10 protein-coding genes are annotated in these 12,879 nt (G+C 69.8%); 3 read left to right on the top strand and 7 right to left on the bottom strand.

Annotated features, from left to right (window positions below; genetic code table 11):
• Positions 1-17: 17 nt before the first annotated feature.
• Complete coding sequence (locus tag O7631_RS19195) at positions 18-1,817, bottom strand: 2-isopropylmalate synthase (RefSeq protein WP_278145470.1); 1,800 nt, start codon at positions 1,815-1,817, stop codon at positions 18-20.
• Between the two features lie 58 nt (positions 1,818-1,875).
• Complete coding sequence (locus O7631_RS19190; protein ID WP_088990103.1) at positions 1,876-2,214, bottom strand: hydroxyisourate hydrolase; 339 nt, start codon at positions 2,212-2,214, stop codon at positions 1,876-1,878.
• A gap of 271 nt (positions 2,215-2,485) precedes the next feature.
• Between O7631_RS19190 and O7631_RS19185 the strand changes: the two genes are divergently transcribed.
• Positions 2,486-2,671 carry a hypothetical protein gene (locus tag O7631_RS19185; RefSeq protein ID WP_278145469.1) on the top strand — a complete coding sequence of 62 codons (186 nt, stop codon included), beginning with the start codon at positions 2,486-2,488 and terminating at the stop codon, positions 2,669-2,671.
• 105 nt (positions 2,672-2,776) lie between these two features.
• Here the strand turns inward: O7631_RS19185 and O7631_RS19180 are convergent, their stop codons facing one another.
• On the bottom strand, positions 2,777-5,971 hold the full coding sequence (locus tag O7631_RS19180) for a BTAD domain-containing putative transcriptional regulator (RefSeq protein WP_278145468.1): 3,195 nt from the start codon (positions 5,969-5,971) through the stop codon (positions 2,777-2,779).
• Positions 5,972-6,226: 255 nt separating this feature from the next.
• On the bottom strand, positions 6,227-7,666 hold the full coding sequence (locus tag O7631_RS19175; protein WP_278145466.1) for an AMP-binding protein: 1,440 nt from the start codon (positions 7,664-7,666) through the stop codon (positions 6,227-6,229).
• Between the two features lie 386 nt (positions 7,667-8,052).
• Here O7631_RS19175 and O7631_RS19170 point away from each other — a divergent pair, with 386 nt between their 5' ends.
• On the top strand, positions 8,053-9,900 hold the full coding sequence (locus O7631_RS19170; protein WP_278145465.1) for an Ig-like domain repeat protein: 1,848 nt from the start codon (positions 8,053-8,055) through the stop codon (positions 9,898-9,900).
• Between the two features lie 152 nt (positions 9,901-10,052).
• Here the strand turns inward: O7631_RS19170 and O7631_RS19165 are convergent, their stop codons facing one another.
• From O7631_RS19165 to O7631_RS19155, 3 genes are read right to left on the bottom strand one after another with little or no spacing between them, the layout of a single operon-like run.
• A complete protein-coding gene (locus O7631_RS19165; protein WP_278145463.1) occupies positions 10,053-10,586 on the bottom strand; it encodes an SMI1/KNR4 family protein in 534 nt (177 codons plus the stop codon).
• Positions 10,583-11,284, bottom strand: coding sequence for a VOC family protein (locus O7631_RS19160; RefSeq protein ID WP_278145462.1), 702 nt, complete (start codon positions 11,282-11,284; stop codon positions 10,583-10,585). The genes O7631_RS19165 and O7631_RS19160 overlap by 4 nt, the downstream gene beginning before the upstream one ends.
• A gap of 58 nt (positions 11,285-11,342) precedes the next feature.
• The gene (locus O7631_RS19155) at positions 11,343-11,993 is read right to left on the bottom strand and encodes a TMEM175 family protein (protein WP_278145461.1); all 651 of its coding nucleotides are present in this window, start codon (positions 11,991-11,993) and stop codon (positions 11,343-11,345) included.
• Positions 11,994-12,145: 152 nt separating this feature from the next.
• Here O7631_RS19155 and O7631_RS19150 point away from each other — a divergent pair, with 152 nt between their 5' ends.
• Positions 12,146-12,865 carry a VOC family protein gene (locus O7631_RS19150; protein ID WP_278145460.1) on the top strand — a complete coding sequence of 240 codons (720 nt, stop codon included), beginning with the start codon at positions 12,146-12,148 and terminating at the stop codon, positions 12,863-12,865.
• Positions 12,866-12,879: the final 14 nt, after the last annotated feature.

The raw sequence follows: 12,879 nt of genomic DNA, 5'->3' as shown, positions 1-12,879 counted from the left end.
ACGGCCTCGAATGGTGTTCAGCCGGCCCGGTCGAGGCCGACGGTGCCAGCCAGGTCGCGGCCGACGGCGCCGGCCAGGACGGGGCGCAGCAGGGGTGGCGCGGGGTGCATCACGGGGGCGTCGAGGTCCCCGACGGTCTCCAGGGCGTTGCCGGAGCGCAGCGCACGGCTGAGGGCCGCGCGGACGGCGGCGAAGGCGGCGGTGTCCGGTTCCGCGTCGATGCCGACGCCCCAGACGGTACGGGTGCCGAGCCGACACTCGGCGTACACGACCACGTCGTCGCGCTCGCTGACCGCGCCGACCCCGGTACGGTGCACGGCGCGTACGTCGATCCCCCAGGACAGCATCGTGGCGCGGATCTGCTCGATCGCGTCGGCCCGGGCCGCGCCGATGGTGAAGCCGCCGCCCCCGACGTGCAGTTCGGTGGCGACCATGTCGCGGAAGCGCAACGGCACCGACAGGGGGCGCCGCACGACGTACTCCTGGAGGAACAGCTCCCCGATGCGAGCCGGTGAGATCTCCGCCCCGGCGGCGTCGGCCTGCGCCTGCACCACGGCGGCGAACTCCAGTTGCAGGTCGCGCGGCAGGAGCATGCCGTGCCGGCTGGCCAGCACGTACGCGACGCCACCCTTACCGGACTGGCTGTTGATCCGGACCACGGTCTCGTAGGTGCGCCCGACGTCCTCCGGGTCGAGCGGCAGGTACGGCACCTCCCAGGGCAGGTCGTCGACGGACGCGCCGATCGCCATCGCGGCCCGGGCGCGCTCGTCGAAACCCTTCTTGATGGCGTCCTGGTGCGAACCGGAGAACGCGGTGTAGGCCAGGTCGCCGCCGTACGGGTGGCGCGGGTGCACCGGCAGTTCGTTGCAGTACTCGACGGTCCGCCGGATCCGGTTGATGTCGGAGAAGTCGACACCCGGGTCGATGCCCTGGGTGTAGAGGTTCAGCCCGAGCGTGACCAGGCAGACGTTGCCGGCCCGTTCGCCGTTGCCGAACAGGCAGCCTTCGATCCGCTGCGCGCCGGCGAGGGTCGCCAGCTCCGCGGAGGCGACGCCGGTGCCACGGTCGTTGTGCGGGTGCACCGAGAGGCACACGTGCTCGCGGCGGGACAGGTTGCGGTCCAGCCACTCGATCTGGTCGGCGAACACGTTCGGCATGGTCCGCTCGACGGTGGTCGGGAAGTTCAGGATGATCGGTCGGTCCGTCTCCGGCTGCCACACGTCCATGACCGCTTCGCAGACCTCGAGTGAGAACTCCAGCTCGGTGTCGTTGAACAGCTCGGGCGAGTACTGGTAACGCAGATCGGTGCCGGCCAGGGTGCGGTCCGCGTACTTCATCATCAGGCGCGTCCCCTGGACCGCGAGGTCCAGGCACTCGGCGCGCGTCATGCCGAAGACGACCCGGCGGAACAGCGGCGAGGTCGCGTTGTAGATGTGGATGCGTGCCCTCGGCGCGCCGGCCAGGCTCTCCACCGTGCGCCGGATCAGCTCGTCGCGGGCCTGGGTCAGCACCGTGATGCAGACGTCGTCCGGGATCAGGTCGTCCTCGATCAACAGCCGGACGAAGTCGTGGTCGTCCTGGCTCGCGACCGGGAAACCGACCTCGATCTCCTGGTAGCCCATCTCCACGAGCAACCGGAACATGGCCAGTTTCCTGGCCGGGCTCATCGGGTTGGCCAACGACTGGTTGCCGTCGCGCAGGTCGGTCGAGAGCCACCGGGGCGCGGTGGTGACCGTACGGCTCGGCCACCTCCGGTCCGGCAGGCTCACCGGAGCGGAGGGCAGGTAGCGGCCGGCGGAACGTCGACTCGGGTTCACGATGGATTCCTTTCCTCGCTGTACGGAGCCGGCGCGTGTGGCCCGGCCGCCACCTGACTCATCCGCGGGTGCCGAAGTACATCGAGTACGAGTAGGGAGTGAGGAGCACCTGGACCTGACAGGTGTCGGACTCGTCCTGGACTCGGAAGGTGACAGCGATCTCCGGGTACGCGGCGCTCACGCCGAGGCCGGAGAAGTAGTGGTCGCTGTCGAAGACGATCCGGTAGGGGCCCCTCTCCAGGAGCTCTGCCGCCCAGTCGTCGATGTGGCCGTCGGGGTCGGACTCCGCGTCGGCGACCGGCTTCCAGCCGCCGTCGTCAGCGCGTTCCAACCGCGCCCGGATGCCCGCCGCCGGGCGGCCGAACACACCGTCCAAAGCTTGCGCCGAAACACTCATGTGTTGTCACCTGCCAGTCGGTCCCGTCGCGGTGACCCGCGGTGCGAGCCGGCGACGGTTGGTTGCCGGATTCCCGGCCTAGGGCAGAAGACTGCGCCGATTGGCTATCGGATGGCCTTCGCCGTTCTATCGCCAGCTATCGGTCGCTATCCGATAGCGGTGATAGGGGGTTGCAGGCGAACAGATAACAGGGGGATGGGGCTCGTTCCTACGTTTGTGTCATCGCCGAACACGGCGGAACGAAATCCCCCTCACCTGGAGGAACATCGCCATGCGCAGCAACGTCTCGCTCACCGTCAAGGCCCGCATCGCCATCGCCCTCGCCGCCGCCGCCGTCACCATCGGGATGTTCGGGGCGACCGCCGCCCACGCCGAGGACGCCAGCGGTAGCACCCCGGCGCCGGCGGCCACCCCCACCCCGAGCACGACCGCCTCCCCCAGCCAGCCCTGGGGCTGACGGCGCACCACGTGGGTCTCCGGCGGGCCATCTGATCAACGGCCACCGGGCACACGTCCCGGGAGCCCGGTACGGCTGACGAGCCGGCCGGCCGCACCCCGAGTTTCAGCCCTGACGAAGTCCCTGCACCACCGAGGAACCGCTGCCCGTGCGATCCGGCCGCTGCTGCCGAGGTTGACGCACCAGCGGAACCACGTTGTCACGCACCGGTTCGGTCGCCGTAGCCGCCGGATGTTCCCGGCCCCCGGCCGCCACGTACGCCTCCGTCAGCTTGGTCAGCACCCGCTGTTCGAACTTCGGCGCGCGGATCCCCCGGAACAGTCCGAGTGCCCGGTGCAGGTGCACCACCGCCTGCGTCGCGCTGCCCCGTTCGAGGGCGAGTTCGCCCAGCGCCAGCGACACCCGCGCCTCGATGAGTCGTTCCCCAGCCGTGCTCGCCAGGCCCAGGGCGCTCTGCAACGCTGTCTCGGCGGCGGTCAGATCACCGGCGGTCATGTGCGCCACGCCCAACCCGTGCAGCGCGTACGCCTCACCAACCGGGTCGCCGATGTCCTGCACCACCGCCAACGCCTCGGCGAAGGCGCTGGCCGCCGCGAGCGGGTCTCCGGTGTTCAGGTAGGTGTCGCCCATGCGGTGCAGCACCTGCGCCTCCACCCGGCGGCTGCGGGCGCTGCGGCTCATCACCAGCGCCTCGGGCAGGATGGCCAACGCGTCCTGCGGATGTCCGCTCTCCATGTGCACCTGCGCCAGACTGTGCAGGACGTAGGCTGCGGCGCCCAGGTCGCCGCTGCGTCGGAAGCTGTCCAAGGCGTGCGAGTAGCGGATGGCGGCGGCCGGCAGGTCTCCTCGGATCCGGTCGGCGAAGGCGATCTGCCGGGTGACCAGCGCCAGCCCTTGCTCGTCGTCGAGGTCCTGGAAGATGACCCCGGCCGCTTCCAGGTCGCGGCGCGCCTCGTCGAACCTCTGCTCGGCGAGGAACAGCGAGCCGTTGGAGTAGAGCATGGCCGCCTGCCCCTGCTTGTCACCCGCCGTCTTGCTGGCCGCGAGCGCGATGCGGTGGGTCTCCCGCCAGTCGTTGAGGTAGATGCGGGGCTCGAAGAGGGTCACCGCGATGTGGGCGAGTGTCCAGCACAGGTCGGTGAAATTGGCCTGCGCGGCCTGACGGACGCCGGCGACGAGTGAGTGCCGCTCCCGTTCGAACCAGCTCAGCGGACGGGCGACCAGCTGCTCGGTCAGCCGTTGCGGCAGCGGCCAGCGTGGGGCGTCGCTGCTGAGGATGAAGTAGGGGCCGCCGTGCAGGCCGCAGTGGGCGGCCTCGGCGAGGAACAGCAGGGCACCGAGCACCCGGCACAGCGCGGCGTTGCGGTCGGCGACGCTCTCCTCGGCGGCGAGGCGTTCCCGGGCGAAGACCCGGATCAGGTCGTGGAACCGGTACTGCGGGACCTGCCCCGGACCCATGCTCGTGCTCTCCACGAGTTGCGCCTCGGCGAGGTCGTCCAGCAGGTCCTGGGCCTCCATCACCGGCTCGTCGAGCAGTGCGGCGCTGACCCAGCCGGAGAACGACGGCACGTCGAGGACGGCGAGCCGACGGAAGAGCCGGCGGGCCTCCTCGGTGAGGCTGTCGTAGGTGAGCGAGATGCTGGCCCTGATGCCCATCCCGCTGTGCTTCAGCTCGTCCAGGCGCCGCGCCTCGTTGTCGAGCCGCTCGACGAGATGCTCGACCGTCCAGTGCTGCCGTGCGGAGAGCCGTGCGCCGGCGATCCGCAGGGCCAGGGGCAGGTTCCCGCACAGAAAGGCGAGTTGGGCGGCCGCTTCGGGCTCCTGCTCGATCCGTTCCCGTCCGGCGACGTGCGCCAGCAGTTCGAGCGAGTGTTCCTCGTCGAAGACGTCGACGTCGAGGTGGATCGCCCCAGGCAGGCCGGCCAGCCGGCTGCGGCTGGTGACCAGCACCGCCGAGTGGGGGGTGCCGGGCAGCAGCGGCAGCACCTGACTCTCACCCGCCACGTTGTCCAGCACGATGAGCATCCGGCGGTCGGAGAGCAGGTCCCGGTAGAGCTCGGCGCGTTCCTCCAGCACTTCGGGCATCGCGGTGCCGGGGACGCCGAGGGTCCGCAGGAAGCGTTCCAGCACCTGCATCGGGCCGACCCGCTGCGGGCTGCGGCCGTGCATGTCCGCGAAGAGCTGCCCGTCCGGGTACCGGGTCGCCGCGCGGTGCGACACGTGCACGGCGAGGGTGGTCTTGCCGATGCCCGGCTTGCCGGCGGCCACCACGATCGGCACCGCGAACTGCGTGGGGCTCTCGGCCGCCATCAACAGTTGCTGCTCGATGACGTCGATCTGCTTGGACCGGCCGGTGAAGTCGGCGATGTCGGTGGGGAGCAGGCAGGGCACGGTGACCGGGATGACCGGTTCGGTGGGAGCGACGATCACCGGCGGGCTGATCGTGCCGACGGGGAGGTCGTCCACCGGCGCGACGACGAGCGCCGGTGCGACCGATGGCAGCGGCGCGGGGGCGGTCGGAGCGGGCGGGGCCGGCGCGGGTGAGACCGGTGCGGCGAGTTCCTCGTCCGAGGTGAGGATCGCGTGTTCCAGCTGTTGGAGCCACTGGTTCGGTTCGAGACCCAGCTCGTCGATCATCGTGCGGCGGGCCTGCCGGTAGACGTCGAGGGCCTCGGCCTGGCGGCCGGACCGGTACAGGGCGAGCATCAGCTGCCCGCGTAGCCGTTCCCGCAGTGGGTGCTGCTCGACCAGGTCGGAGAGTTCCGGGATGAGATCGCGGTGCCGGCCGAGTTCCAGTTCGAGTTCGACGCAGTCCTCGTGGAGGTTGATCCGCCGCTCGTCGAGGCGGTTGCCGGCCGATTGGACCAGCCGACTCTCCAGCCCGTAGAGGGCACGGCCACGCCAGAGGGCGAGGGCGGCGCGGATGTGCCGGACCGCCTCGTCGACGTTCTGGCCGGAACGGGCCCGCCGGCCGCTCTCGACGAGACCGACGAACCGGTCGAGGTCCAGGGCGCCCTCCGTCACCCGGAGCAGATAGCCCTGGGACCGGGTGACGATGGTGTCCGGGTGGTCGTGGGTGTTGAACAGCCGTCGGAGCGCCGAGACGCAGATCTGCACCTGGGCGCGGGAGGTGCTGGGCAGGTCGTCGCCGTAGATGGCCTCCATCAGACGCCCCACCGGGACGACCCGGTTGGCCTCCAGTGCGAGGCTGGCGAATACGATCTGTTGGCGGTGACCGCCCAGATCCAGCCGTCTGCCGTCGACCAGGACCTCAAGCGGCCCCAGAACCCGTACCTCCACGCGCACCTCCCCCGCGGTGACGCGACATCGCCGTCGTCGCTCGGTGCCAGCCCCCCGGCCGGCTGCCGATCGCGCTTCTCGACCGTGGCCTGATCGGCCCGGAGATCGAGGCATCTAGATACACGACTCACCCCCCGTGTTCGTCTAGAGACTACGAGCAGTCACCACGAGTCGAAACACGAGAGGCACTTAGATGCCCGAATGTCCCAGCCAAAACTCCACCTTTCGGCTAGGCGGTCACGGGAATGACATACGTCAGACACCGCCCGGCAAGGTCCCAGATTCCAACAGCGACAGTAAAGTTGTCTTCTGCACCTTGCCCAGGGCATTGCGCGGCAATGATTCCACCACGTGTACATGGCGCGGTCGCTTGTGCCGCGACAATCGCTTCTCCACATAGGTCACCAACGACCGGGCGGCCAGCGACTCCTCGCCGACGATGAACGCGACCACCTCCTGACCCAGATCGGCGTGCGGCGCACCGACCACCGCCACCTCGCGCACCTGCGGGTGGGTGAGCAGGCAGTCCTCGATCTCGCCGGCGCCGATCCGGTACCCGCCGCTCTTGATGATGTCGGCACTGGCCCGCCCGACGATGCGGAAGTCCCCCGCCTCGTCGACAGTAGCCACGTCACCCGTGCGGAACCAGCCGTCGGCGGTGAACGTCTCGGCGGTCTTCTCGGGCAGGTGCAGATAGCCGTCGAACAGCGTCGCGCCACGGATCTGCAGCGCACCGAAGGTCCGCCCGTCGGCCGGCACCGACGCACCCGTGTCGTCGACGAGCCGGGCCTGCACTCCGCGTACCGGGCGGCCGACCGAACCGACCCGTCGCGGGCCGTCCGCCCGCGTACTGAGCGTGATAAGGGTCTCGGTCATCCCGTACCGCTCGACGGGCCGGTGCCCGGTCAGCGCCTCCAACTCGGCGAAGACCGGCGCGGGCAGCGGCGCGCTGCCGGAGACCAGCAGCCGGGCCGCGGACAGCGCGCGGGCGGCGGCCGGCTCGGCGCAGACCCGGCCCCACACCGTGGGAACCCCGAAGTACATCGAGCCCCGCGCGGCGGCGTACCGGCCCGGCGTCGGCCGCCGGGTGTGCACCAGCGGCGAGCCGACCCGCAGCGGCCCCAACAGACCCAGGATCAGGCCGTGTACGTGATAGAGCGGCAACCCCTGCACGAGGACGTCCTCGTCGGTCCAGTCCCAGGCGTGCACGACAGCGTCGATGCCGGCCCGGATCGCGGCGTGACTCAGCAGGACGCCCTTCGGTGGGCCGGTGGTGCCGCTGGTGTAGAGGATCAACCCGGTCGTGGACGGGTCGGGGTCGACGCTCGACAGCTCACCGCGCCGGGCGACGTCGACAGGCAGCACCGGGATCGGACAGTCCACCAGCACCGGCGCCTCCGGCTCACCGGCGAGCAGCAGCTCGGCGCCGGAGTCGCTGAGCACATGGGCGAGTTCGGCCGCGCCGGTGTCCGGCGGCACCGGAACCACCGCCACCCCGGACAGCAGGCCACCGACGATCGCGGCCACTGTCGGCACACCCGGGCTGGCGAGCACCGCCACCGTCGCGGCCCCGGCGATGTCGGCGGCCACCGCGCCCGCGCCGGCCCGCAATGCTTCCCGGGAGATGCCGTGGCCATCGACGCTCACGGCGTCCGCACGGTCGGGCCCATCTCCGGACAACGACGGCAACAGCATGGCCAGCCCCCTCGCGGCCGCACGGACGCAACCGCAGCTGAATCTACGGACCAGCCCTCCGCCGGCCCACCCCTAATACCTGCGCTCGTCGGCCTGCCGCGAACGGATGTCGACGCTCGACGTAAGCGGCCACGCCGACATTCCGCGCTTACCGCCGTTGGGGTGCCGATCGCCGTGAAACCTTGACACCCACTGGTCGATCCAGCGAGACTTCTCGATGCTAATTCGATTTAGCTGACCGCCGCGTCCATCGATCGTGCCCAGCGTCGAGGACGTGCCACCCACCGGTCGCTTCGCCTGCAACCCGTCCCCATCAGACGAAGCGTCATGACACAGAGGAGCAAGGTCGGATGAGGAGAGCGATCGGAAGACGCCGGCTCAGGCGTGTGATCTCGTTGCTCGCGTTGGTGTCACTCGGTGCGGGCGTCATCGCACCCACACCAGCCGCCGCCGCGGGCAGGCCCACGGCGGTGGAGGGCGCGACGATCAAGAAGGACCGTCATTCACCGACCGGGTACACCGTCCGGTTCGTCTACCACAACCCGTCGGCCACCCAGGTCCGCCTGGCCGGGGACCTGACCCTGCTGGACGTCGGCACCGGCACCACCCGGTACCAGCCGGAAGCCTGGCAGCCGGGGCGCTACCACGCCGGAGGCACCGAGTTCCTCCGAGACATGACCAGGGACGCGAGGGGAAACTGGTCGGTCTCCGTCCCGCTGCACGCGGGAGGTCTCAGTTACTGGTACCGGGTCTGGGACCCGACCCAGGGTTGGGTCAACAAGCGCATCTGGGATCCGGCCTCGACGAACCCTCGACCGCCCGGCGAATCCTCGTTCCGGGTCAGGAACAACGACGTCCTCGATGCCGTGTACGTGCCGTACGACAAGAAGCAGAACGACCCGGTGCTGAGGGAACGTGCCGAGTACGAACTGCCGATCAAGGACCCCTCGCGGCGCGGCAGCGTCCAGTACATCCCGTACACCACGATCCTCGGCGACGGCGGTCACCACCTCGGCGTCTACCTGCCCGCCGACTACGACGCCAACCGGCCCGAGCCGTACAAGGTCGCGTATCTCGCCCACGGCATCTTCGGTGACGAGACCGACTTCATGGTCCCGGCGAACGTGCCGAACATCCTGGACAACATGACGGCCAAGGGCGAGATCGAGCCGACGGTGGTCGTCACGATGGGGAACCACTTCACCGGCACCAGCCTCGGCTTCGCCTCCTACAACCAGACGAACGCCGCCAACAACCTCGTCCAGACGATCCTTCCCCTCATCGAGGGGAACTACAACGTCTCGACCGAACGCACGGGGCGCGCCTACGCCGGGTTCTCCTACGGCGGGATGACCGGCGGGGTCGTCATCAGGAACTACCCGACCACGTTCGGGTTCTACGGACACTTCTCCGGCAATCCGTCCCTGACCGCGCAGGACTACGACAGCATCGCGGCAGCGGTCGGGGACGACCCTCTCACCGTGTTCCTGGGCAACGGGGTCTTCGAGGGCAACCTCAACGCCCAGAACGCCATCGCCGACAACTTCCGGGCCCGGGGGTACGCCGCCGCGACGACCCAGGTTCCCGGCGCGCATGACGGCATGACGGCCGGTCAACTCTTCACCATCTTCGCGAGGGACCACCTGTGGTCCGGGGTCGACACCGTGTCGGTGACACCGGGGACGGCCCGCCTGACGCACGGCTGGAACTGGACCAGGCAGTTCAAGGCCCAGGTGACGACCAACCAGGGTGTGAGCCCGGCAGTGACGTGGTCGGTCGAGGGTGCGACGTCGACCGGCACGACCATCTCCGCTGACGGCCTGCTCTCGGTGGCCGCTGCCGAGACCGCGTCGTCGCTCACCGTCGTGGCGACGTCGGTGGTCGACGCGACCAGGAGGGCCACCGCCCAGGTCACCCTGACGCCACCGGGCGCGGCCGCAGCGACGGTACGCGCGAAGGCGACACCCGCCTCGGTCGTCAGTGGCGGGACGTTCACGGTGAAGGTCGACGTGCGTGCCCACCCGCCGCACGGCAAGGCTCCGAAGGTGACCGGCGAGGTCGCCGTCACCGTCGGCGGCACCACGCGGACCGTTGCGCTGTCCGGAGGCGAGGCCGCCGTCACGGTGTCGGCCGCCGGGCTGTCGGCGGGGGTGCACCCGGTCACCGTCAGCTACTCCGGGGACCCGACCTACGCTCCCGCGACGGCGAGCCCCCTGCACGTTCGGGTCCGGTAGCCAGTCGGCCCGGTGGGCCGGCGACCTCCCGTCGTCGGCCCACGCCGAGCCACCCCTGGCGCCGGTCCTCCTCGCCCGTCCCGACCCGTTCGCGCAGGGGACGGCTCCTGGGCCGGTCCTGTCGACCATGACGCGGTGGTGATGCGTCTACCTCACGATTCGGGGCGACTGCGCCCGTGCGTGCGGGTGAGCAGCGCCTCGAAGGCGGGGAACTGGGCTCGCGCGGCGGCGATCACCTCGGCGGTTGATCGTTGAGTGGAGCCGGTGTGCCGGTGCGCGATCGTCGTCAGCTCTGCGATGGGCTTGAGCACGCGCTCGGTGCAGTCGACCGTCTCGAGCGGGCCGACACCGTTCGCCAGCAGCCACAGATAATCGGCGAGGTCGCGCGCGATGACGGCGTACTCGCCATCCGAGCCCAGGAACACGACGGGTTGGTGATCGAGAGGGTCGCCCGGGTTACGGAGCCAGAAGGCGGCCAGACCACCGGTGCCGTCCTGGCCAAAGGCGCGCAACGGAGGAGCGCCCGCCACCGGGTCGTTCGTCCAGGTCTGCCACCACTGCACCATGTCGGCTGACCACATGAACGCGTCGTACGGCTCGAAGTCATGACCACTGTGCTCGTGGAAGAAGCCGGCCGCGTGTGCTTCGACGAGCACCGCGGGCAGCGTACGGTCCTCGTCCGTCATTCCGGCAGTCCGTCTCGGCCCTGCCAGGTCGTCACACAAGTCTCGTTACCCTCGACGTCGGCGAGAACCCAGAAGGCGGGAGCGCAGGACGCGGAGACAAGTCGGCCACCGGCCGTCAGCGCGGCTTCGATCCGCCGTGGTGCCTCGTCGTGCGGAACGCAGATGTCGAGGTGGATGCGATTCCGGTCCGGGCGCGGCTGATCCATCTGCTGAAACCACATCGCCGGACCCTGCCCGACCGGGTCGACGATCGGGTCCTTGGGACCGTCGTGTCCCGCCTCGTCCGTGTAGCCCAGCACGGCCTTCCAGAAGGGCCGGACCGCTGGGATGTCGAGCGCGTCGACGGCGATCTCCACGATCTGGACCGACCGCGGCGCTCCCGTACCGATGTCGGGCTCCGTCCGTAGCCCGATGTCCCGCACGGCGGCGGAGAGCCGGCGCGCAAGGTCGACGTCGCGAGCGGTGAGCGCCGCCTGATCCAACGACTGCAGGGTCAGGACGACCCGGTCGGACCGGATGTCAGCACGTAGGTGCCCATCAGCGTCATTACCGCACGCCGCCACCGCGCGCGCCGCCACCTCGGTTGCCTGGACCAGTGAGCCGACGGGGACCGACGTGCGCAACGCGCCCAGCAGATACCGCCATCCCTGGTCGCTGGTCGCGTCCGAAACCGCCCGCCGACTCAGTGTCTGCTCCATGCCGGCATCCTCACACGCGCCGGAACGAGTTCCGAATGCCGACAGGGACCCACACGGCTCAGGTCGGCCGGGCGGCTGTCGTGTCGTTCTCGCCGTACTCGCCGCGGATGGGCAGGTAGTAGGCGGGTAGGAAGCCGGCGATGATGACGACGCCCGCTATCGGCACGAAGGCACCGACGAGGATGCCGGATCCGATCCAGACCAACGCGAGCGCGAATCGTCGGCCGATGGCGCGAATGCCGAGGGGTCCGAGCTCGGGGTCCAGCAGTTTGGCCCGGCGAAGGTGGGCCCAGATGACGTTGAACAGGGCCGCCGCCGTCCACAGCGTCGCACCGTAGACGACAACCGCCGTGCGCAGCCCCAGCTCCGCGCGAATGGCGTCGGCGAGGAGCGAGGTGGAGAACGGCAGGAAGGCGATCACCATCAACAGCAACGTGTTGAGGAACAGGACCTGCCGGTCGACGTGCCGGACACGGTCGAACATGACGTGGTGGTTGACCCACACCTGCCCGACGAGCAGGAAGCTCAACGCGTATCCCAGGTAGGACGGCCACAGCGCGCCGAGACCCCGCAGGAGATGCCGGAAGTCCTGCGGAGGTTGGATCTCCAGTACCAGGAGTGTCACGGCGATGGCGAACACCGCGTCGCTGAACGAAATCAGCCGGCCGGGCTGACGCACCAACCGACGATTGTCGTTGTCGGACTCCACACGCTGATTATGCGTAGACGAACCCCCATATACCGGCACATCGCGTGCCCAGGCCTTATGGCGTCTCGCCACATCGTCCGATCGGACGGCAGGTAGCGACAATCGGACATTTCCATGGGCGAGCAGCACCTCGCGCCGCCTAGGAAGGAGCCATGAGCAACGAAGTGACCGTTCCCCTGCTGCCCTGCGCGTCCATCGACGACATCGTCACCTTCTACACGGCACTCGGATTTCACCCCACGCACCAGCAGCGCCGACCCAACCCGTACGTGGCGTTGCGACGCGAAGATCTGCACCTGCACTTCTTCGAGATGGCCGGGTTCGAGCCCGAACAGTCGTACGGCTCGTGTCTCGTCCTCACCTCGGACCTCGGGGAACTGCACCGGGCGTTCGCCGCGGGCATGCGGACCGCGTACGGCAAGGTGTTGGTGGCCGGCATTCCGCGGATGACGCGGCCCCGGGCGCGCCGGAACAACGACGGCCTGGGCGGGTTCAGCGTCATCGACCCCGGCGGCAACTGGATCCGGGTGGTGCAGAACCCCGCCACGGCCCCCACGCCGGAGCCGGTGCCCGCCGGCCGGCTCGCCAAGGCCCTGGCGAACGCCGTCGTGCAGGGCGACTCCCGGGGCGACGCCCACCAGGCCGTCCGCATCCTCGACAGCGCGCTCGCGCATCCGCAACCCGACGACGACCCGGTCACGCAGGTGCAGGTGCTCGTGTACCGTGCCGAACTGGCGATGGTGCTGCACGACCAGGAGACGGCGGCGGAGATGCTGGCCCGCGCCGACAGTGTCGTGCTCACCGCGGACGAGACCGAACGGGCCGCGTCGACGTTCGAGGCCGCCGCCGACCTCGCGGCGGCGATGGGCTGAACCGGACAGCGCAC

The organism is Micromonospora sp. WMMD967 (genome assembly GCF_029626165.1).
Taxonomy (GTDB): Bacteria; Actinomycetota; Actinomycetes; order Mycobacteriales; family Micromonosporaceae; genus Micromonospora; species Micromonospora taraxaci.
Note: the sequence above shows the minus strand (reverse complement) of the source record. Positions and strands in the feature narration are given on the sequence as shown.

Excerpts from the sequence above, each read along its gene's own strand:
- O7631_RS19175 (WP_278145466.1), bottom strand. The coding sequence starts at position 7,666 with ATGCTGTTGCCGTCGTTGTCCGGAGATGGGCCCGACCGTGCGGACGCC.
- O7631_RS19190 (WP_088990103.1), bottom strand. The coding sequence starts at position 2,214 with ATGAGTGTTTCGGCGCAAGCTTTGGACGGTGTGTTCGGCCGCCCGGCG.
- O7631_RS19185 (WP_278145469.1), top strand. The coding sequence starts at position 2,486 with ATGCGCAGCAACGTCTCGCTCACCGTCAAGGCCCGCATCGCCATCGCC.
- O7631_RS19165 (WP_278145463.1), bottom strand. The coding sequence starts at position 10,586 with ATGACGGACGAGGACCGTACGCTGCCCGCGGTGCTCGTCGAAGCACAC.
- O7631_RS19160 (WP_278145462.1), bottom strand. The coding sequence starts at position 11,284 with ATGGAGCAGACACTGAGTCGGCGGGCGGTTTCGGACGCGACCAGCGAC.
- O7631_RS19150 (WP_278145460.1), top strand. The coding sequence starts at position 12,146 with ATGAGCAACGAAGTGACCGTTCCCCTGCTGCCCTGCGCGTCCATCGAC.